The organism is Anaerobranca gottschalkii DSM 13577 (assembly GCF_900111575.1).
Classification (GTDB): Bacteria; Bacillota; Proteinivoracia; order Proteinivoracales; family Proteinivoracaceae; genus Anaerobranca; species Anaerobranca gottschalkii.
On record NZ_FOIF01000025.1, the window covers coordinates 1 to 22,031 of the forward strand.

The following is a 22,031-nucleotide window of genomic DNA, read 5'->3' on the forward strand; positions in this document are numbered from 1 at the left end:
TAGATAATCTCAGATCTAAAGGTATAAAGAAGGCTAAAGTTCATGCATTGCTTAACTGTATAGCCTTAGTTGCAGGAACTATTGCATTGAATATAGGTGTATCTGCTAGCAAAGCTGCTTAACGATAAAAATTTAAAAATATTATAGAGAATGGAGGATGTTGTTCTAGATAACAAAATTTAACCTTTTTTAAAATCTCATTTATAATGAGTTAGATTTTCTATGCTCTTTTTTTGATAAATATAAAAACTTAATTATGCAATTTCCTCAAATATTTATTTTTTTCAAACTTTACTAATTGTTTTATCCTTTTTATAAATTTACTATTAGAAGGAAGATTTTTGTAGAATATATATATACCAATGTTTTTCCTCGCAATTAAAAAACAGAATCTACACTACAAAAGACATAATAAAATTATATTGAAACGTGAAATCGTTTTATTTTATTTAAACCTAATTTACAAAATCCCTAAACATGAGGTTAAAGAATTAACAGTGGATAGAGTAATTGAAGGAATTAGTAAACAATCTAGAATGAATAGAGATAATCTAGGACAGATTTATAATATGAGCAAAGAGAGTTTGTTACAGGGTTAATAATTGACAAGAAACTACAATAGACAATGATAATGTGCGGATAAGAACGTTAAAAGGGTGTATAATGTGCTAGTTGGTAATCAAAACCACCAAATACACAGAAATCAAAACCACTCTACCTAGAAAGGCTGAAATATAAGGTATAAACTGTAAACCGGGTTGTTTACGATATCACCTCAAAACCTCCAGGAACAATTGAGTGGGAATAGTTACACATAATATTTCCAATATCTATTGATGTTTTAGCATAATTATGATAAAATAATGCTAAAATATAATAAAGAGGTGATTTGCATGCCCCATATTAGACCAGTTTCGGATTTGAGAAATAATTTTGCAGATATATCAAGGATTGTTCATGAAACAGGGGAACCTATTTTTTTGACTAAGAATGGTTATGGAGATATGGTTGTTATGAGTATGGAGGCTTACGAGCGTAGATTGTTTGAAAGTGAAGTTTACTTTAAGCTGAAAGAGGCGGAATATGAAGCTAAAACAAATGATAAGAGATATTCCCACAAGGAAGTTTTTGGTAAATTGAGGGAAAAAATTTCCGCTAGGATGGAATCTGATGAAGTATGAGATTAAATACTTGCCCTTGGCCAGTAAAGATTTATCTAATATAGTATCTTATATTGTGGAGGAGTTAAAATCGCCAAAGGCAGCAATGGACTTAATTGATGCATTGGATACTTCCATATCAAGGCTTGCACAGTTTCCCTATTCATGTAGGTTATATTTAGAAAAATCCCTTGAAAATGAATATAGAGTATTACCTGTAAAAAATTATTTAGTGTTTTATGTCGTTAAAGAACAGGTTGTTGAAATTCATAGGATTATATATGCTAAAATGGATATAACCAAATTTGTTAAATGATGTCTTTAAAATATTATAAAAAGCACTGGTAAAAGTCTCTTAGAACCTATTGTGGTTTTAGGAGACTTTTTTATAAAGTACATAACAAAAAGTCTAAATTGTGATAAAATAAAGAAAAGGCAATTTGGGGGTTTTAAAATGGAAAGTTCAAATTCTAATAAATGGTTAAAAATGTTGTGGTATTGTATTTTTTTAGTTGGATTCAACGGGTATTTAGACCACTTTCCAGGTATTTTTCATGGTTTCCTTTTATTATTTATATTTGAAGGTCTAGATTACCTTATAAATAATAGGAAAATAAACTTTGGTGTTAAAGTATCAGTTTTAACCTTTTGCATACTTCGAAAAATTGGCATAGATCTTCCTGAGATTTTTAACAGGGTGCTTTTGGATTTTCAACATCTGTATTATGGGGAATTTGATCGGATAAAGATTATGCCCTTTTTATTTAACATAATATTATTTCTCATCTTTAGGAGATGGTATCTTACTAAGGATAGTGATATAAAGTATTATATTTTAGGGATTTTTGGTGGTGGAAGTCTACTCCTATCCCTCTCTATCCTTCAAGAAATTAAGTTTTCCCTATTGACCGTTATGTTTGTATTTGTAGGGATAACTTTGATAATCTTTCGGAACTTAGATAGGGGAACTATGAAGGTTACCTCTGATTTGTTTCTTTTTAATTTACTTCTATTGGCACTAGTGTTAATTGTAGTTTTGTGGTCGGTTAATACCCCCGTAACCATCGCCTGGGATGATCTTAAGAACTACTTTGCCGGAGGTTTTGGAGGCGGTAAAGGAGGGTTAGAATTAGAACTCCCTTATTTTAGTTACCATTCCGATGAAAGTAGGTTAGGTGGACCTATTCAATTGCGGGATACTCCGGTACTCCAGGTGTTTAGTGATAGAGCCTTATACTTACGGGGCGAGTCGAGATACAAATATACCGGTAAGGGTTGGGATAATCAGATAATTTCCCGACAAGAAGTTGTTGCAAAGGACATCCCTTATAAAGAATATCCAAATGTAGAATATCAAGAGTTAGATGTTGAAATAAAAATTTTAGAAGGAAGTTATCCTTTATTATTTGCACCTATGGGAACAATAGGTTTCCAAAACTTACGGGGAAGATATTTAACATTGGTCAATAGTGATAATTTTTTACTTAACTATCACTTACACCCTAGGGATAGTTATTCTTTACAATATAAACTACCTTCTTATCCACCCCATTATCTTCGGGAGAATCACCTTTATCCTTCAGATTTTCCCTTAGAGGAATATACTAGTTTACCGGAAGAATTTCCCCAAAGTATCATCCAATTAGCTGAAAATTTGACTAGAGGGTATTCTAACAATTACGATAAAGCCTTTGCCATTCAAAGATATCTTCGCTCTAGGGATTTTCGTTATAGTTTAAATGTACCTTATCCCCCGGAGGACATGGATTTTGTAGAACACTTTTTAGAAATTAAAGAGGGATATTGTGTCCATTTTTCAACTGCCTTTGTGGTTATGGCGAGAAGTGTTGGTATTCCTGCTAGGTGGGTTAAGGGATATTTTACGGGAAATAGGATAGCCCAAGGGGAGTACTTAGTTAGGGAAGAGCATGCCCATGCTTGGGCAGAAGTTTACTTTCCCCAAGTTGGTTGGGTCATCTTTGAAACAACCCCTGGATACAGTACAGGACTACAGGGGGAACGGGAGGATAATGGAGAACCCCAGCCAATAGATTCCGATGAAATTAATCCAACAGATCCAATAGAAGATCCGGACATAGACGAGGATCATCAAGGGGAAAAGGGTAGTGAAAGAGAAAAGCCCTTTACAAAATCATTCTCTATAACAATAATTTTCCTGTGGATAGCATGGGGATATATTGTTTTTTGGTATAGGGAAAGGGGTGCTACTGTTAAAGAAAGGATAATTACTTTATACAATAACCTGTTATTTAAGCTTAGTATTTTAGGATTTAAAAAAATGTTTTGGGAAACCCCTAGGGAATTTTTATATAGAGAAAAGAAGTTTGATGATTTAAAATTTTTCCATGACTTAACTTCTTCCTTCGAAAAGGTCTACTACGGTGATAATGCTGGAGAAAAAATGCAGCTAGATAAATTAAAAAAAGGTAGGGGAAAATTTATTTATAATTTGTTAAAAAGAATTTTGTTTCTTTAAAGAGATTTTATTGAATAATAAAACGCGAACATTAAAAAGAATATTAATGCTAACATTAATGTTTTATCCTTGACAAAAGGGGGTATTACCACTAAGATTAAAAATAAATTAAAGAAAACTTAACGAAAGGAAGTGGCATGGTGAAACCTTTGGTGGCGGTGATTATGGGAAGTATTTCTGACTGGGAGACAATGACTTATACCTGTGAAGTTTTAGATAATTTAGGAATACCCTACGAGAAAAAAGTGGTTTCTGCCCATCGAACCCCAGATTTGATGTTTGAATACGCAAAGGGAGCAAAGGCTAAGGGAATCAAGGTAATAGTGGCAGGGGCAGGAGGTGCTGCCCATCTTCCCGGGATGGTAGCTGCTAACACCTTATTGCCGGTCATTGGAGTTCCAGTAAAATCCAGTTCATTAAATGGTATGGATTCCCTCCTTTCTATAGTACAAATGCCCGGTGGAGTTCCAGTGGCTACAGTGGCCATAGGTAAAGCCGGTGCCATCAATGCTGGAATACTAGCTGCTCAGATTGTAGCCTTAGAAAATGAAGAAATTTTTGTTAAATTGGCAGTGGAACGGGAAAAAATGAAAAAACAAGCTATAGAGAGTAGTGAAAAATTATGGGATTAAAAGATTTAATTTTGCCAGGTAAGACTATAGGAATTTTAGGGGGTGGGCAGTTAGGGAGGATGATGGCTTTAGCTGCCCGACAAATGGGCTATAAAATAGCGGTTTTAGAAAAAGAAAAAAATTCTCCCTGTGGACAAATCGCTGACTATGAAGTGATAGGGGATTATAGAGATTTAGACAAGGCAGAAGAATTGGCTAGAATTAGTGATGTGGTAACCTATGAATTTGAGAATATCAGTTTAGAAACTGCCAAAGTTATAGAAAGGATGGGAAAACTCCCCCAAGGGAGCCTGCTTTTAGGAATAACCCAACATCGGGGTAGGGAAAAAAGGGCGGTAGAATCCTTAGGGATTAAAGTCGCACCTTATGTTTTAGTTGACAAACCTCAAGATCTATTTGAAGGAGTAACTAAAATAGGGTTACCTGCTATTCTAAAAACCTGTAGAGGGGGGTATGATGGTAAAGGTCAGTGGGTTATAAAAGGACAAGATGATTACTTAAAATTAGGCAAGGAATTAGACTTTGGGCAACAATATATTTTAGAAAAAATGATCCCCTTTACTAAGGAATTATCAATTATTGTCAGTAGAAATGCCAAAGGTCATGTCACAACCTTTCCTGTTACTGAAAATATTCATCAAAAGGGAATATTACACATCAGTATAGCACCGGCTAGGGTAGATAAAGGGGTAGAAGAAAAGGCGAAAGCTGTTGGAATTTCCCTTGCCCGGGGGTTGAACTTAGTGGGAACTTTAGCGGTAGAAATGTTTTTAACAAAAGATGGAGAAATCTTTGTCAATGAATTGGCTCCTAGACCCCATAATTCAGGACACTATACCATCGAAGGTTGTGAAACTTCCCAGTTTACTCAACATATAAGGACTATTTGTAACTTGCCTTTAGGTTCGACAAAACTGCTAAAACCTGCAGTAATGGTTAATATTTTAGGGGAAGATTTAGAAAAATTGCTACTCTCCTTAGAAAAATTAGGTGATGGCCATCTCCATCTCTATGGGAAAGGTGAGGCAAGGCAAGGAAGGAAAATGGGTCACCTAACCTTTTTGGGAGATACTACTGAAGAAGCTCTAACTAAGGCTACAAATAAAATACGAATATTTTTAAATAATATATCTTAAAAATTCATATTTTAACCTTGACTCTTTTCTCTTAATATTTTATTATATAATTGTGGTTATTAAAAAACGAATAAATAATCACTCGTATAAGTGTGGTAATATGGTCCACATGTCTCTACCGGGTAACCGTAAATTATCCGACTACGGGTGTTGAAGTGTTGTAATCTCAACTATCTTCAACTAAGCGTTGAGCTTACTTGGTGTACCTAAATTACGTACCCAAGACCCTAGAGACATTCTAAGGTCTTGGGTTTTTATTTATTCCTTCCTTTTATTTTATCTTATTGCTATTATTTTTAAATCTTATTTACGGAGGTATGGAGAAATGTTGAAGTTTTTTAAAGTTAAAGAAAGGGGTAGTAATCTATCCACAGAAGTATTAGCTGGTGTAACTACTTTTATGACAATGGCTTATATCCTTTTTGTCAATCCTTATTACCTTTCTATGACAGGGATGCCCTTTAACTCTTTAGTTACTGCTACTGCTTTGGCAGCGGCACTATCTACAATTTTTATGGGGTTATTTACTAATTATCCCTTTGCCTTAGCCAGTGGTATGGGTCTTAATGCTATGTTCGCCATTAGTATAGCTCCTAAGGCCGGTTGGGAAGCAGCCCTTGGTGCAGTATTTATCTCTGGTGTAACTTTCTTAGTTTTAGCATTAGCAGGGGTTATCGAAAAAATTGATGAAGCTGTTCCTAAATCTTTAAAAGCTGCCGTTTCTGTAGGTATTGGTTTATTTATCGCTTTAATTGGATTTAAAAACGCAGGTATTGTAGTAGGATCTGAAGCTACTTTAGTTAAAATAGGTTCCTTTGACAGTGCCAACACTATTTTGGCTACTTTAGGTTTATTTATTTCTGCTGCTTTGATAGCTTTAAAAGTAAAAGGCGGATTGTTAATCGGTATAGTTGTAACTACTATTATCGGTATACCAATGGGTGTTACTTCTTTAGGGGAAATCTCCTCTATTAAAGATATTTTTGCAATGCCAACTTTAGAAGGAATTGCCTTTAAGTTTGATATAAAAACAGCCTTTAGTTTAGGTTTTATGACTATCTTTTCCCTAGTTTTTATCGACCTTTTCGATACAATGGGTACTTTAATGGGTACCGGTGCAAGGGCAGGGTACCTAGACAAAGATGGTAGACTTCCTAAAATTAAAAATGCTATGATTGTAGACGCTTTCGGTACCATGTTCGGTGCTGCAGTAGGTACTAGTACTGTAACCACTTATGTGGAAAGTACCGCTGGAGTAGCCCAAGGAGGAAGGACAGGATTAACATCATTAGTTACCGGTGGGTTGTTCATTATCGCCTTATTCTTTGCCCCTATTATTGGAATAGTACCTGGTGCTGCTACTGCACCTGCCCTAATCATCGTAGGAGTTTTGATGATGGGTGCAATTAAAGAAATAGATTTTGATGACTTTACTAATGCTTTTCCCGCTTTCATGACTATAGCTTTTATGCCTTTTACCTTTAGTATTGCCGATGGTATCTCTGCAGGGTTTTTAGCTTACCCAATAGTCAAGCTTGCTGCAGGAAAGCATAAAGAGGTCCATCCCTTTGTATATATCTTAGCTTTTATCTCCTTGTTCCACTTTGTAGGTCCTCAAGTTATAGCTTTATTTAAGTAATTGAATAATAACCCGGGTGAATTTTGCTCGGGTTTTAATTTACTCAAAGGTCTTTCTGTGATATAAATTAGGGGTGGTGGAAAAATAAAGGAAACACCACAATAGAATAAGGAGGAGGAAATAGTCATGATAGAACGTTATACTAGGGAAGAAATGGGAAGGATTTGGACATTAGAGAACAAGTTTCAAAAGTGGTTGGAAATTGAAATAGCTGCTTGTGAAGCTTGGGCAGAACTAGGGGTTATTCCCTGGGATGCTGTAGAAAAAATCGCCCAAAATGCTAAATTCACTGTAGATAGGATATTAGAAATTGAAAAGGAAACCCGCCACGATGTCATCGCTTTTACCCGATGTGTTGCTGAGAGTTTAGGGGAAGAATCAAAATATGTTCACTACGGTCTTACATCTTCCGATGTAGTAGATACCGCAACGGCTTTATTAATGGTGGAAGCTGGAGACTTAATTATAAAAGAACTTAAGGAAAACTTAGATATTTTAAAAGAAGGAGCTAATCAATACAAATATACAATAATGATGGGGCGGACCCATGGTGTCCATGCGGAACCTACTACTTTAGGATTAAAGTTTGCCCTGTGGTACAGTGAGATGGAGAGGAATCTAGAAAGATTTCATCAGGCAGTTGAAGGTATCCGCTACGGCAAATTATCTGGGGCAGTAGGAACCTTTGGCAACATCGACCCAAGGGTGGAAGAGTATGTTTGCAGGAAACTAGGGTTAAACCCTGCTCCAATTTCTACTCAAATACTTCAACGGGATAGACATGCCCACTACTTAACTACTTTAGGAATTTTAGCCGGTACAATAGAAAAAATCGCTTTAGAGATCCGAGGGTTACAAAAAACTGAAACCAGGGAAGTGGAAGAACCTTTTTATTCTGGTCAAAAGGGTTCATCGGCAATGCCCCACAAACGAAATCCTGTTAATTGTGAACAACTTTGTGGATTAGCTAGGGTGGTGAGAAGTAATTCTTTAATTGCTATGGAAAATCAGGCGTTATGGCATGAAAGGGATATTTCCCACTCTTCAGCGGAAAGGGTGATAATTCCCGATAGTACAATTTTGATCCATTATATGCTTTATAAATTAAAGGGAATTTTAAGGGATTTACATGTATATCCAGAAAACATGTTGGAAAACATCAAGAAAAGCTATAATTTAACTTTTTCTGGTAGAGCTTTGCTTTACTTAGTTCAAGGTGGATTAAAAAGGGAAGAAGCCTATGACTTGATTCAAAAACATGCTATGACAGCTTGGCAGGAAAAACGGGACTTTAAAGAACTCTTATTGGAAGACCCTCTAATCCGTGAAAAAATAGCTCCTGAGTTAATAGAAGAGATTTTTGACTTAAATTTTTGTACTAAACAAGTAGACTATATTTTTAACCGTTTAGGTATTTAAAATTAAATAAATATAGGGGAGTTGATTAAAGTGGTCACCAAAGGAAAATTGTTGTATGAGGGGAAAGCCAAAATAATTTATGAAACCGTAGAGGGAAAGGGATATTTGGTACATTTTAAAGATACTATAACTGCGGGAAATGGTGAAAAAAAAGCTGAGGTTCCTAAAAAAGGGGAGATAAACAACCAAATTTCCAGTTTGATATTTAGCTATTTAAAGGATAAAGGTGTGGAAAACCACTATATTTCTCAGTTATCCACAAGGGAAATGTTGGTGGAAAAAGTCGGGATTATACCATTGGAAGTTGTGGTGAGGAATGTAGCTACAGGGAGTATTTGCCGCCGTTTAGGAATTAAAGAAAAAAAGGTTTTCTCCAATCCCTTAGTGGAGTATTATTACAAAAATGATTCCTTAGGTGACCCTTTAATTTGTGAAAATCACATAGAACTTTTAGAATTGGCGACAAAATCCCAATTGGAAGGGATAAAGGCCATTGCTTTGCAAGTCAATGCTTTATTAACAGAGTTATTTGAGAGTATAGGGATTATACTGGTCGATTTTAAGTTAGAATTTGGAATTGGTGAAGGAAATAGGATTATTTTAGCAGACGAAATATCTCCAGACACTTGTAGACTTTGGGATATGGAAAGTGGAGCTAGTTTAGATAAAGATGTATTTCGCAAAGGTCAAGGGGATGTTTTGCAAGGCTATACTGAAGTATTAAATCGGTTGAAAGGGAGGAGTTAAAGTGAAGTACAATGTAGAAGTGATTGTCAGTTATAAAAAAGGGGTACTTGATCCTCAAAGTGCAGCTATTTCCGGTGCTATTTCTTCGTTAGGTTATCAAAATATAGAAAATTTAACTATATCTAAGAAATTTAATTTTCAAATTTCCGGTAGAGAAAAAAAGGAAGTAGAAGAACAAGTGGAAAGTCTGTGTCGTAAGCTATTGGCAAACCCTGTCATTGAAAATTATCAATATATTATTGGGGAGGAAAAATAAATGAAGTTCGGTGTAGTTGTATTCCCCGGATCCAATTGTGATAAAGATGCAGAATATGCCGTAAAGCTATTAGGACAATCTTGTGAAATGTTGTGGCATAAAGAAAAAGATTTAAAAAATGTAGATTGTGTGATAATACCAGGTGGTTTTTCCTACGGTGATTATTTGCGAGCAGGAGCCATTGCCAGATTCGCCCCAATAATGGGAAAAGTGGTGGAATTTGCCCAAAGGGGAGGTTTGGTGATGGGTATTTGTAATGGCTTTCAAATACTCACTGAAGTGGGATTACTACCTGGTGTTTTAATAAGGAATAAAAATTTACGTTTTATATGTGACATCATTCCCGTTAAAGTTGAAAATGACATGCTCCCCTTTACTTATAACTTAAAAAAGGGGGATATTCTTCATTTGCCGATAGCCCATGGGGAAGGAAACTACTATATAGACCCTAAGGGTTTGGAAGAATTAAAGGATAATGGTCAAATCATTTTTTCTTATGTGGATAATCCCAATGGTTCTGTGGAAAACATAGCAGGTATAGTCAATAAAGGAGGAAATGTTTTAGGTATGATGCCCCATCCTGAACGGGGGGTAGAGATGGTTTTAGGTTCTGTAGATGGAGAGAAAATTTTAAAATCTGTAATAACCTGGTGGGGTGATAAAAATGCTACAAAATAAGACAGAAAATTATAAATTGGCAGGTTTGACTGAGGAAGAATATAAAAAAATCCTAGAAGATTTAGGGAGAGAACCTAATCCTTTAGAACTATCCATGTACGGGGTGTTGTGGTCAGAACACTGTAGTTATAAACATACTAAAAAACTCTTAAAATATTTTCCCACAGAAGGGGAAAGGGTTGTTCAAGGGCCAGGGGAAAATGCCGGGGTGTTAGATGGTGGAGAGGGATTAGGGATAGTTTTTAAAATTGAAAGTCATAATCACCCTTCAGCTGTTGAGCCATATCAAGGGGCAGCCACTGGAGTAGGGGGAATAGTCCGGGATATATTCAGCATGGGAGCAAGGCCGGTAGCATTACTCAACTCTTTGCGGTTTGGTCCCCTGGATAAACAGAGGAATCGCTATTTGATGACTGGAGTTGTTAAAGGAATAGGAGATTATGGGAACTGTTTAGGGATTCCCGATGTTGGGGGAGAAGTCTATTTTCACCCTTGCTATAATGAAAACCCCTTAGTTAACGCTATGTGTTTAGGTTTGGTTCAGATAGATAAAATTAAAAAGGGGGTAGCCCAAGGGGTAGGAAATGTGGTGATGCTGGTGGGAGCAACTACCGGCCGAGATGGGATTAAAGGAGCTTCCTTTGCCTCTGCCAATTTAGAGGAAGATAACGAAGATAAAAGACCTTCGGTACAAGTTGGAGACCCCTTTATGGAAAAGCTCTTACTAGAGGCTTGTATGGAACTTGTAGATAATCCTTATGTAGTAGGGGTACAGGATTTAGGAGCAGCTGGTCTTACTTCATCGGCCTGTGAAATGGCAGCTAGGGGAGGGTCGGGGTTAGAGCTAGATTTAGATAAAGTTCATGTTAGAGAAAAGGATATGTCGGCAATGGAAATAATGCTCTCAGAATCCCAAGAACGGATGTTATATGTAGTAGAACCCCAAGGTGTAGAAGAAGTTAAAAAAGTCTTTAGGAAGTGGGATTTAGAGGCCAGAGAAATTGGTAAAGTCACCGACAGTGGAAAGATTGAGATTTATTATCAAGGGAAATTGGAAGGAAGTATTCCTACAAAGTCTATAGTTGATGGAGTTCCACTGAGAAATCCTTTGCGAGAAAAGCCCAAATATATAGAAGAAAAAGGAAAAGAAACTCCTAAGGATTTAGAATTAAATTACAATGAAGTATTGAGAAAGTTAATTAGTGATGAAAATATCTGTTCTAGAAAATGGGTGTACTCTTGTTATGATTACATGGTAGGTAATAACACTGTATTAAGGCCAGGGGATACTGTAGGGGCTGTTAGAATACAGGGAACCACTAAAGCCATAGGTTTAACTGTGGATTGTAATCCTTTATATCCATATTTAGAACCTTACCATGGTGGGAAAATGGTGGTTTTAGAAAGCTACCGAAACTTGGTGGCGGCAGGTTTTCAACCTTTAGGGATTACTAACTGTTTGAATTATCCAAACCCTGAAGAGCCAGAAAACTACTATGTTTTAGAACAATCGATAAAGGGAATTGCTGAAGCCTGTAGAGAACTGAACACTCCAGTAACCGGTGGAAATGTCAGCTTATACAATCAAGGGGTGGATACCAAAATATATCCAACACCTGTTATTGGGATGGTAGGATTGATTGAAGATTATAACAAATGTGTAACAACTTCTTTTAAAGGTGAAGGTGAAGTGATTTACCTTGTAGGAGAGATAGGGGACTCTTTAGGTGGTAGTATTTTCTATAAAAAGGTGTATGGTGTAGAAGGAGGAAAACTCCCTAATGTAGATTTAATAAAGGAGAAAAAGTTAGCTAAAGGGATTTTAGAGTTAGTAGATAAAGGGTTGTTATCGTCGGCAACAGATATTTCCCAAGGGGGATTATCCATAGCTTTGTTGAAATGTTGTATTAAAGGTAAAGTGGGAGCAGAGCTAATATTAGATTCTCCTGATCTAAACTTAGAGCTATTTGCCGAAGGTGGCGGGTATTTAGTTTCAGCTAAGGGGGAACTAGCCTCCCAAGTTGAAGAATATTTAACAGGGGCAGCTATCCCTTGGAAAAGGCTAGGAGAGACAAAGGGTGATGAAATCCTTATCAAAAATAGAGGGGAAAGGGTAGTTCATTTAGGATTAAAAGAAGTGGCTATTTTGTGGGAAACGGCCTTAGAAAGGATGATCAGTGGTGTTAGATAATGATAAATTCCGAGAAGAGTGTGGGGTTTTTGGAGTATTTTCCCCCAAATTAGCAGTGGCTCCGCTGATTTATTACGGCTTAATTGCTCTACAACATCGGGGACAAGAAAGTGCAGGTATTGCAGTAAGTAATGGTAAAGAAATCTTGCAAAAAAAAGGGTTAGGTTTAGTAGATGAAGTTTTTCGAGGCTATAATTTAGAGGAGTTAAAGGGGCCTATTGGCATTGGTCATGTTCGCTATTCTACATTTGGCGGTAGTTCTCTAGTCAATGCCCAACCTTTGACCTTTAAATGTCGTTTAGGGAATCTATCTTTAGCCCATAATGGAAACTTAGTCAATGCCGGGGAAATAAGGGAACAGTTAGAAGGTGGAGGAACCATCTTTCAAACAACTAACGATACTGAAGTAATAGCCCATTTATTGGCTAAAAGTACCACTAATGAACTAGAAGGAGCAATAATTTCCGCCTTAAGTCAAGTTAAAGGGGCATATTCTCTTTTGATTTTGACACTAGATAAGTTAATTGCCATTAGAGATCCCTATGGTATAAGGCCATTGGTATTAGGAAAATACAGAGATGGCTACGTGGTGGCATCGGAGACCTGTGCTTTAGATACAATTGGTGCTGAGTTTATTAGGGAAATAAATCCCGGTGAAATGGTGGTTATAGATAGAGATGGTATTTCAAGTACTACAATCTTCCCTGGGAAAAGTAAAGGGTTTTGTGCCTTTGAATTTATTTATTTTTCCCGTCCCGATAGTGAACTTTTAGGGAAAAATGTCCATTCTGTTCGGAAAAATTTAGGTAAAATATTGGGAGAGAACTACCCCGTTCAAGGGGATTTAGTAACAGGGGTTCCAGATTCTAGTTTGTCAGCGGCAGCTGGTTTTGCTGAAGGTCTTAACATACCTTATGAAACTGGGCTCGTCAGGAATCGCTATATAGGTAGAACTTTTATTAAACCAAGCCAAGAGTTAAGAAGTATTGGAGTAGGTTTAAAGTTAAACCCTGTTAAACAACTGGTTAAAGGGAAAAGGGTAGTAATGGTAGATGACTCTATTGTTAGAGGAACGACAGCTAAAAAAATAGTTAAACTTCTAAGGGAAGCAGGGGCTAAAGAAGTCCATGTCCGGATTTCAGCTCCCCCCGTTCGTTTTCCTTGCCATCTAGGTATAGATACATCTACTAAAGGGGAACTTTTAGCAAACTGTGGAGATGTAGAGAAAATGGGAGAGATAATAGGTGCCGATTCCCTAGCTTTTTTAACGGTAAAGGAGTTGCTAGAAGGAATTGGTTTTACAGAAGGACTTTGTACCGGTTGTTTTACTGGTAATTATCCAGTACAGGTCAGAGGAGGGAAGAAGGATGAAGTTTAGTTATAAAGGCTCTGGTGTAGATATTCAAAGGGGTAATTCATTAATCCCTTTTTATAAAGAGTGTGGGGAAAAAACTAAAATTAAAGGGGTTTTAGGAAGTATAGGGGGATTTGGTGGACTTTTTAAAATCCCCCAAGGTTATAAAAGTCCTGTACTGGTTTCAGCTACCGATGGGGTTGGGACTAAATTGGAACTGGCAATTAAATACAATGCCCATGAAGTTGTAGGTAAAGACCTAGTGGCAATGTGTGTCAACGATATTATAACCTGTGGAGCAAAGCCATTGTTTTTCTTAGATTATCTGGCTACAGGGGAGTTGGAAGAAGAGACTATTAAGTCTTTTATGACAGGGGTGACAGAAGGTTGTAAGGTTAGCGGATGTGCCCTTTTAGGGGGAGAAACGGCGGAGATGCCTAAGTTTTACCCTAGAGGAAAGTATGATGTAGCAGGTTTTTGTGTTGGTATAGTAGAAGAAGGGGAAATCATCGATGGTTCTCAGTGTCAAAAGGGAGATTTAGTCATTGGCCTTTTTTCTACCGGGATCCATTCCAACGGTTTTTCCCTCGTAAGGAATCTCTTAGAACACTTCCCTCAATTGGAAGAATATATGGATGAAATTCTACAACCAACGGCTTTGTATCCTCCCGTTGTTAATAGCCTTTTAGAAGGTTCTGTGAAAATCCATGGTATGGCCCACATTACTGGAGGGGGATTAATAGAAAATATCCCTCGGGTTATTCCAAAGGATTTAGATTGTATTATTCAAAGGGGAAGTTGGGAAATTCCAGAGTTATTCATAAGGCTCCAATCATTAGGGCAGATTGATGAAATAGAAATGTTTACTACCTTTAATATGGGTATTGGTTATGTCTTGATTATTCCACCAGAGGAAAGGGGAAAAGTTGAAGAAATTTTAGCTAAAAATTCTATTGGCTATAGGGTTATCGGTTTTCTTAGTTCTGGAAATAATAAGGTGGTTTTAAGGTGATGGAAAAAAGCAGGAAAAGGTTAGTAGTTTTAGCAAGTGGAGAAGGAACTAATTTTCAAGCATTAATAGATGCCAAAGGTCAATATCCAGGGGAGATTACAGCACTGGTAGTAGATAGGGAATGTAATGCAGTAAAAAGGGCAGAGAGACATGGGATACCGGTAGTAAAGGTGTTAGCTAAAGATTGTAAAGACAAAAGGGAGTTTAATACTAGACTGTTACAGGAATTGGAAAAACTCCGTGCCGATTATTATCTGTTAGCTGGATTTATGAGGATTTTACCTCCTGAAATAGTCCACAGATTCCCCAAAAGGATTGTTAATATACACCCTTCTTTGTTACCTGCCTTCCCGGGAGTTGATGGAGTTAAAGATGCTTACCTATATGGTGTTAAATATACTGGCTGCACAGTCCATTTTGTAGATGAAGGGGTGGATACTGGGCCAATCATTGGTCAAAGGGTAGTAGAAATTGTCGATGGTGAAACATTAGAGAGTTTAAGGGAAAAGATCCATCAAAAGGAACATCAGTTATATGTGGAAGTTGTTAAAAATTTGTGTTCTAAAAGGGTTGTAGTTAATGGAAGGAAAGTAGAATTTTTTTAGAGAGGAGAGATAGATATGAGGGTATTGATCAGTTTATCAGACAAACAAGGGATAGAAAGTTTTGCTAAAGAGTTGGTAGAGTTAGGAGCAGAGTTAATTTCTACTGGAAACACTAAAAAATATTTAGAAAGTCATGGTTTAAAGGTAACTGGGGTATCGGAAGTGACAAATTTTCCGGAAATCTTAGAGGGGAGGGTAAAAACTTTAAACCCCTATATCCATGGAGGTTTACTAGCGAAAAATACTCCAAAACATAGAGAAGAATTAGCCAAATTAAATATTAAACCTATAGATATGGTGGTAGTTAATTTATACCCCTTTGAAGAAACAGTAGCTAAAAAAGATGTAACATTAGACTTAGCTTTAGAAAACATCGATATCGGTGGTCCTACTATGATTAGAGCCGCTGCTAAAAATTTTGAAAATGTCTTGGTTTTAACAGATAAAAGGGATTATCCTTTAGTTTTACAGGAATTAAAGGAACAGGGGCAGGTATCCTTTTCTACTAGAAAAAGGTTAGCATTAAAGGCATTTACCCACACCGCCCTCTATGATAGTGCTATTATCCATTATTTATCAGAAGGGGAAAAGTGGAATATACTTTTAGAAGATAAGAAAACCTTAAGGTATGGAGAAAACCCCCATCAAAAAGGTTGGGTTTACAAACTAGCAAAGGATAATGGACCATCTTTACTTAAAGGAAGGCAGCTTCAAGGTAAGGAAATGTCTTATAACAACTATAATGATGGCAATGGTGCATTAGAAGCTTTGTTGGAATTTACCTCTGATAAGGCGACAGCGGTAGCGGTGAAGCATGCTACCCCTTGTGGTATCGGACAAGGAAGGTCTTTAAGGGAAGCTTTTATCAATTGTAAAGAATCTGATCCTGTTTCTATTTTCGGTGGAATTGTAGCTGTAAATAGAGAAGTCGATAGGGAAACGGCGGAAGAGATGAAAGATATCTTCTTAGAAGTAATAATTGCCCCTAAATTTTCTGATGAAGCATTAGAAGTGTTAGGAAAGAAAAAAAACCTCCGGCTGTTAGAGGTAGATCTCCCTGAAAATCCCCTTTTTACCCCTGTAGTAAAAACTATCCAAGGTGGGGCATTGGTACAGGAATATGATGAAAAAGGGGTTTCCATAGAGGAACTAGTTGTTGTAGCAGGGAAACCGTTATCCGGAGAAGAGAAAGAACAGGCACTTTTTGCCTTTAAATGTGTAAAACACGTAAAATCCAATGCCATTGTAGTAACTAAGGATTTTAAAACACTAGGGATTTCTGGGGGTCAAACTTCCAGAATCGATGCTGCTAGACAAGCCTTAGAAAAGGCGGAAGGTAAAGGTGCAACTATTTTAGCTTCCGATGCCTTCTTCCCCTTTGATGATGTGGTGAAATTGGCGGGAGAAAAGGGAATCAAAATTATAATTCAGCCAGGTGGCTCTATCAATGACCAATTATCAATCAAAGCCTGTGAAGAACTGGGAATAACTATGGTATTTACTAATGTAAGGCATTTTAAACATTAGGGGTGGTGAATGTGAAGGTAATGGTTATAGGAGGTGGTGGCAGGGAACATGCCATCATCGATAAACTTTTAGAAAGTCCTAAAGTTCAAAGGGTTTATTGGGCAGATACTAAAGTTAAAAAAGTGCCTGATAAAGTAGAGATGACAATCATAGACAGTCTAGATTTTCCCGCTTTAGGGGATTTTGCTGAAGAAAATGGTGTAGATTTTACTATTGTGGGACCAGAACTCCCTTTAACGGAGGGGATTGTCGATTATTTCTTAAATAGGGGTCTCTTGATCTTTGGCCCAGATAAAAGGGGAGCAATGCTGGAAGGGAGTAAGACCTTTGCTAAAGGGTTAATGTTAAAGTACGGGGTTCCCACAGGGAAACATGTTGAAATAAAGGATTTAGCCCATGGTAAGGAGATTATCGAAAACTGGGGTACTCCAATAGTTTTTAAATTAGATGGGTTAGCTGGAGGGAAAGGGGTAGTTATACCCCAAAGTCCAGAAGAAGCTTATAATGAATTAGAAGAACTTATACGAAAAAATCCCCAGCAGAAAATCTTTGCTGAGGAATATTTACAAGGAGAAGAAATATCTTATATGGTATTGGTCAGTAAAAATTCCTATCTTCCTTTAGTTCCTTCAAGGGATTATAAGCGGGTATACGATGGAAACAAAGGGTCTAACACCGGTGGTATGGGTTCCGTCGCTTATAAGGGACTGATTTCTAAAGAAGAAAAGGAGTATATAGAAAGGGAAATAATTCAGAAGACATTGAAAGGGTTAGATAATGAAGGTATCCAATTTACAGGAATTTTATATGCAGGTTTGATGATGACAAATGAAGGTCCCAAGGTTTTAGAATTTAACACTAGGTTTGGAGATCCAGAAGCTCAATCTATTCTCCAGCTTATCCAGGGGGATTTGGCAGAACTTTTATACGGAGCTTGCCAAGGGAATTTGCCAGAGGAATTACCCTTTAAAGATGGAACAGCTTTAACATTGGTGTTGGCATCGGAAGGTTATCCTGGAGAATATAAAACAGGGTATGAAATAAAGGGGATAGATGAAGTTAGTTGTAAAGTTTTTCAAGGGGGAACTGAATATCGAGATGGTAAGATATTAACAGCAGGGGGCAGAGTCCTTAATTTGACAGTAGTAGAAGATGATGTGGATAAATGTCGAGAGATCCTTTACAAAGAAGGACAAAAAATAACATTTCTCGGGAAATATTTTAGAACAGATATTGGTTTATAATAAAATGAGTTTGTCTAAAAATTGAGGCTACTTTTCCTAGCCTTTATTTTTTTGACCAGTAGAATAATTAGTGTTATCAATATGAGGAGAATTGCAATTGGCCAAATTATTAGAGGAATAGTCCATTTAACTATAAGTCTTTGTGGTTCAGTGGTGTTATAAAACTCTGGAATTTTTGCTTTGCCTTGAGAATCTTTAGGTTGATTTTTTGCATACTCAACAACTGCTTGCCAAACCTTTAATTCTTTGCCATCACGGTAGATAATGGTATCATCAACTTCAACGGGATTTCCTTCTTTATCTTTGAGGATTATTTCTAAACTCGGGAGGACTTGACCAGCTACAGGAAGGAATTGGGCGATATAATAATCTGTTACTACATGGTAAAGTTCCTTATCCCCTCTATTTAAAGGAGCGAAATTTTCATTATCTTGAATACCTTCACCGATGTATTTCTCTGCCCGGAGCACTGCCCTGGTACTGGGGATAGGTAAATTGATAAAAGGAATAGTTGCAATAATAGAACGTTTTGGGTTATATTCAATTCTTAAACCTGACATTTGCAAAAAGTAAATATCTCCCATAAGTTCCTGTAGTAGAGCTCCCACTTCTAAAACCCTTCTGACTTCTTCACCGGTTAGGTAGACAGAAACCATAGGGTAACCGGCTTCTCCATCGAGGCCAGAACCTAAACCTACTAGTGTTACTAGGTCATAAAAGGTTATTTGGCCTTTAGAGTAGCCCATAGAACCAGGGACTAAGGCTCCTCTAATGACACCGTTGGCTTGGAAGGCAAAATCTACCCTTTCTCCGGTAACCTCTGAAGCAACAATCCTCATAGCATCGGTAATGAAATTGCCGAAGGGTGATTCCTTAAGTTCTGGCTTATTATTTAAAGGAAAATCTGAATAAAGGACTACCTCAGTTATATCGGTAAATCGTCCATCTGTAAGGGTGGCTATATAATTGTTTAGGTGATGGGTATATTTAGCTACTTTAGCTAAAATGTAGGGGTCTTCTCCTATACTGTGGTTTAATGGGATTAATGAGCTATCCCTCAGTCTTACTTCACCGGTTGTGGTATTGTAAGCCAGTTCTACTTTACCTAAATAGTTTAAATAAGCACCAGTGGAAAAAATTAAAGTATTATTAACTTTAACCGGTTGATAAAGGGGAGTGTGGCAATGACCAGTTATTATAATATCAATACCATCAACTTGAGCTGCTAAGTTTTTATCTTCTTCAACACCGGTATGGTTTACAGCGACAATTAGGTCTACCCCAGAATCTTTCAATTTTTTTACAGCTTTTTTGGCAGCTTCAATTTGGTCGGTAAATTCAACGGGTTTTGCCAGGGGAGCTACTTCGTCTGCTTCCACTCCCATTAAACCAAAGAACCCTATTTTTAAACCGTTTTCTAAGGTTTTAATATGGACATCTTTTATTCCTATATCATTTAGGGGATGGCCTTGGGGTGGCAAAGTATTAGTAGCAACTATGGCTGTTTTACTTTGGGCTTCTGGGTATCCCGCTGTTTTGAAGTATTGGGCTAAAATATCAGGTCCGTAGTCGTATTCGTGGTTACCAATAGTAATTACATCATATCCAAGTTCCATCATTAAGGAAATTTCCGGTGTTTTTCCATCTAAGATTAGCCAAGAATATGGGGAACCACCGATATAATCCCCGGCAGAGAGCAATAGAACTGGCTCCCCTACTTTACCTTTTTCTTCTCTAATAGAATTAATTGCATTGGCTAGGCGGGCGAAACCGCCAAGGGAAGGATTATCAATACTGGGATGGTAATCTACAAGGGGAGAAGGGATGAGGGCGGAATGTTCGTCATTGGTATGTAAAATAGTAAAATATAGTTCGGTATTTTGTCCATGAATGTTGTTGGATGGAATAAATAATAAATTAAAGATAATAAAAAGGGTGCAGATTAAGGATGAAAATTTTTTGGCAGCCATAGGCAAACCTCCAATCAAAATATTTTGAAATGCCTTAATAATCTTATATGCTCATTATAGCATGGTTATTATTTTATTTAAATATAAATAAATTAGATAGGTAAATAAGATTAAAAACTAAATTATTATATTTTAAAATAATTGACAGTTTTAAAAATGATTGATATAATTTAAAATTATATTAGAAAAAATTGCCATAAACATTATATAAAAAATGTGAATTTAAAAAACTGAAGGAGGGGGATAATTATGTCAATTAGTAATGCTATTTCTTTTGGATTTAGTAATTTCAAGAAACTTATTCTACCGGTTTTATTAGTTATAGTTTTTTCTCTTGTTTATGAATTCTTCTTAAGTGCCATAAGCTCTTCATTTTTACACCTAATATTTGTTTTGTTACAATTTTTAATTTATGTATTAATCCAAATTAACTTTATTAAAATTGCCCTAAAAATATATAACAATGAAGATATTACTTCTTTTGAGATTTTTAATTTTGCCAATAATGATATAGAAGAAATCTTCAGTGTTATAGGTATCGATATCTTAATTGCTTTAATTATGGCAGGAATAAATATAATTCCATTTATTATAGCTATAAATGCATTATTAAATTCTGATTTTATATTAGCTGTATTAATGTTTATTATTATTGGACTAATATCTATAGTTACAATTGCTTATTTGTTTATACCTATTGAATTATGTGTAGATAAAGGAGATACAGTTTTAGACTCAATCAAAGGAAACTTTAAGTTATGTAAAAAACATGTCTTAAAAATTATTTTGTTTAATTTTGTTATTCTGTTCCTTAACATTATTGGTGTTTTAATGTTGATTGTAGGGGTTTTAATTACTATACCAGTAAGCATATTAGCAAACATCCATATCTACAAACAAATTATTGGAAAATAACTATGAATGTAATTCTCATTTGAGGTGATTTTATGAAAGTTCTTGTTACAGGCTTTGAGCCCTTTGGAGGAGAAAAGTTAAATCCTTCTTATGAAGCAGTTAAGCTGTTAGAAGATAATATTGATGGTGCTGAAATAATTAAAGGAGTTATCCCTGTAGTTTTTAAAAGGTCGATAAATGAACTTGAAAAACTTATTAATCTCTATCAACCAGAAATAGTAATACTTGTTGGGCAGGCAGGAGGAAGATATGATATAACTGTTGAAAGAGTAGCGATAAACATAGATGATGCCAGGATACCGGATAATGATGGTAATAAACCTGTTGATGAAAAGATATTTGCTGACGGAGAAAATGCTTATTTTTCCAATTTACCTATCAAAGCTATGGTTGAAGAAATAAGGAAGGCCAATATTCCGGCTTCTATTTCAAATACAGCGGGAACCTATGTCTGTAATCACTTAATGTATGGGTTATTGTACTTAATAAATAAAAAATATCCAGATATAAGGGGTGGGTTTATCCACGTTCCATTTTTACCTGAACAAGTGTTAACAAGGGCAAACACACCTTATATGAGTTTAGAAATGATTTCTAAAGGGTTAGCATTAGCTATAAAGGCTGCCATAAATAACAAAGAGGATAAAAAGATTGCTGAAGGGACAATATGTTAGTTGATGATAGTTTATAACGATATAAAGTTAGGAGTGAAAATTATGCTAAACCTTATAGAAGGAAATGAAGAACTATTAGAGGATATCTTTCCATTTTTAGAAGAAATTCTATTAGAGAGATTTGAGGGGATAAAAAAGGGGCTTTTAGAAAAAGCCCGCTGGGGGAGTATGAGGATAGTAATGTTGGTAGAAGAAGATGAAATAAAAGGGTTAGGAATTGCCACTGTCAGTAATTTAAATATCGGTAATGTAGATTATATTTATTCTAAAGGTGGAGAAGATTTGTCTAAGAAAATAGAGGAAAGACTATTGTTGTGGTTAAAATGGCTTAAAGTAAAAGACATAACCTTTAATCCTCTCTTTTAGAAAATTTGC

General features: G+C 36.2%; 20 protein-coding genes, 1 pseudogene and 1 riboswitch. Of the genes and pseudogenes, 20 read left to right on the top strand and 1 reads right to left on the bottom strand.

Translation table 11 applies throughout. From position 1 onward, the window contains the following. Positions 1–748: 748 nt before the first annotated feature. From BMX60_RS11885 to purD, 17 genes and pseudogenes are all read left to right on the top strand, one after another. A pseudogene (locus BMX60_RS11885) lies at positions 749–808 on the top strand (GMP synthase (glutamine-hydrolyzing)); the annotation flags it as partial. An 85-nt stretch (positions 809–893) separates the two neighbouring features. Further along, entirely contained in the window at positions 894–1,181 is a 288-nt protein-coding gene (locus BMX60_RS07095; RefSeq protein WP_091350730.1) for a type II toxin-antitoxin system Phd/YefM family antitoxin, read from the top strand. Next, on the top strand, positions 1,171–1,476 hold the full coding sequence (locus BMX60_RS07100; protein WP_091350731.1) for a type II toxin-antitoxin system RelE/ParE family toxin: 306 nt from the start codon (positions 1,171–1,173) through the stop codon (positions 1,474–1,476). Before BMX60_RS07095 ends, BMX60_RS07100 begins: the two co-directional genes overlap by 11 nt. 138 nt (positions 1,477–1,614) lie before the next feature. Next, positions 1,615–3,657, top strand: coding sequence for a transglutaminase-like domain-containing protein (locus BMX60_RS07105; RefSeq protein WP_091350732.1), 2,043 nt, complete (start codon positions 1,615–1,617; stop codon positions 3,655–3,657). A 137-nt stretch (positions 3,658–3,794) separates the two neighbouring features. Continuing rightward, the gene (purE, locus tag BMX60_RS07110; RefSeq protein WP_091350733.1) at positions 3,795–4,289 is read left to right on the top strand and encodes a 5-(carboxyamino)imidazole ribonucleotide mutase; all 495 of its coding nucleotides are present in this window, start codon (positions 3,795–3,797) and stop codon (positions 4,287–4,289) included. Continuing rightward, on the top strand, positions 4,280–5,425 hold the full coding sequence (gene purK / locus BMX60_RS07115) for a 5-(carboxyamino)imidazole ribonucleotide synthase (protein WP_091350735.1): 1,146 nt from the start codon (positions 4,280–4,282) through the stop codon (positions 5,423–5,425). Before purE ends, purK begins: the two co-directional genes overlap by 10 nt. Before the next feature lie 62 nt (positions 5,426–5,487). Then, positions 5,488–5,589: riboswitch (purine riboswitch) on the top strand. Between the two features lie 161 nt (positions 5,590–5,750). Next, positions 5,751–7,064, top strand: coding sequence for an NCS2 family permease (locus tag BMX60_RS07120; protein ID WP_091350736.1), 1,314 nt, complete (start codon positions 5,751–5,753; stop codon positions 7,062–7,064). Between the two features lie 126 nt (positions 7,065–7,190). Further along, positions 7,191–8,483 (top strand): adenylosuccinate lyase, encoded by a 1,293-nt coding sequence (gene purB / locus BMX60_RS07125; protein WP_091350738.1) that lies wholly within the window; start codon positions 7,191–7,193, stop codon positions 8,481–8,483. A gap of 30 nt (positions 8,484–8,513) precedes the next feature. Continuing rightward, entirely contained in the window at positions 8,514–9,230 is a 717-nt protein-coding gene (gene purC, locus BMX60_RS07130; protein ID WP_091350739.1) for a phosphoribosylaminoimidazolesuccinocarboxamide synthase, read from the top strand. 1 nt (position 9,231) lies between these two features. Further along, positions 9,232–9,486 carry a phosphoribosylformylglycinamidine synthase subunit PurS gene (purS, locus tag BMX60_RS07135; protein WP_091350741.1) on the top strand — a complete coding sequence of 85 codons (255 nt, stop codon included), beginning with the start codon at positions 9,232–9,234 and terminating at the stop codon, positions 9,484–9,486. Continuing rightward, entirely contained in the window at positions 9,487–10,164 is a 678-nt protein-coding gene (purQ, locus tag BMX60_RS07140) for a phosphoribosylformylglycinamidine synthase subunit PurQ (protein ID WP_091350743.1), read from the top strand. It begins immediately after the preceding gene. Then, on the top strand, positions 10,151–12,355 hold the full coding sequence (gene purL / locus BMX60_RS07145; RefSeq protein WP_091350744.1) for a phosphoribosylformylglycinamidine synthase subunit PurL: 2,205 nt from the start codon (positions 10,151–10,153) through the stop codon (positions 12,353–12,355). Before purQ ends, purL begins: the two co-directional genes overlap by 14 nt. After that, positions 12,345–13,733 carry an amidophosphoribosyltransferase gene (gene purF, locus BMX60_RS07150; protein ID WP_242945729.1) on the top strand — a complete coding sequence of 463 codons (1,389 nt, stop codon included), beginning with the start codon at positions 12,345–12,347 and terminating at the stop codon, positions 13,731–13,733. The genes purL and purF overlap by 11 nt, the downstream gene beginning before the upstream one ends. Beyond that, positions 13,723–14,721, top strand: coding sequence for a phosphoribosylformylglycinamidine cyclo-ligase (gene purM, locus BMX60_RS07155; protein WP_091350747.1), 999 nt, complete (start codon positions 13,723–13,725; stop codon positions 14,719–14,721). The genes purF and purM overlap by 11 nt, the downstream gene beginning before the upstream one ends. Next, complete coding sequence (purN, locus tag BMX60_RS07160; protein ID WP_091350749.1) at positions 14,721–15,326, top strand: phosphoribosylglycinamide formyltransferase; 606 nt, start codon at positions 14,721–14,723, stop codon at positions 15,324–15,326. The genes purM and purN overlap by 1 nt, the downstream gene beginning before the upstream one ends. A gap of 15 nt (positions 15,327–15,341) precedes the next feature. Continuing rightward, the gene (gene purH, locus BMX60_RS07165; protein ID WP_091350751.1) at positions 15,342–16,853 is read left to right on the top strand and encodes a bifunctional phosphoribosylaminoimidazolecarboxamide formyltransferase/IMP cyclohydrolase; all 1,512 of its coding nucleotides are present in this window, start codon (positions 15,342–15,344) and stop codon (positions 16,851–16,853) included. 20 nt (positions 16,854–16,873) lie between these two features. Next, the gene (gene purD, locus BMX60_RS07170; RefSeq protein ID WP_242945733.1) at positions 16,874–18,097 is read left to right on the top strand and encodes a phosphoribosylamine--glycine ligase; all 1,224 of its coding nucleotides are present in this window, start codon (positions 16,874–16,876) and stop codon (positions 18,095–18,097) included. Positions 18,098–18,111: 14 nt separating this feature from the next. Here purD and BMX60_RS07175 read toward each other — a convergent pair whose 3' ends face one another. After that, complete coding sequence (locus BMX60_RS07175; RefSeq protein ID WP_091350755.1) at positions 18,112–20,067, bottom strand: bifunctional metallophosphatase/5'-nucleotidase; 1,956 nt, start codon at positions 20,065–20,067, stop codon at positions 18,112–18,114. A gap of 249 nt (positions 20,068–20,316) precedes the next feature. Between BMX60_RS07175 and BMX60_RS07180 the strand changes: the two genes are divergently transcribed. Genes BMX60_RS07180 through BMX60_RS07190 form a run of 3 tightly spaced genes read left to right on the top strand, consistent with a single transcriptional unit; the run spans position 20,317 to position 22,022 of the window. Further along, a complete protein-coding gene (locus BMX60_RS07180; protein ID WP_091350757.1) occupies positions 20,317–20,982 on the top strand; it encodes a hypothetical protein in 666 nt (221 codons plus the stop codon). A 32-nt stretch (positions 20,983–21,014) separates the two neighbouring features. Beyond that, entirely contained in the window at positions 21,015–21,656 is a 642-nt protein-coding gene (pcp, locus tag BMX60_RS07185; protein ID WP_091350759.1) for a pyroglutamyl-peptidase I, read from the top strand. Positions 21,657–21,698: 42 nt separating this feature from the next. After that, entirely contained in the window at positions 21,699–22,022 is a 324-nt protein-coding gene (locus BMX60_RS07190) for a hypothetical protein (RefSeq protein WP_091350761.1), read from the top strand. Positions 22,023–22,031 lie beyond the last annotated feature (9 nt).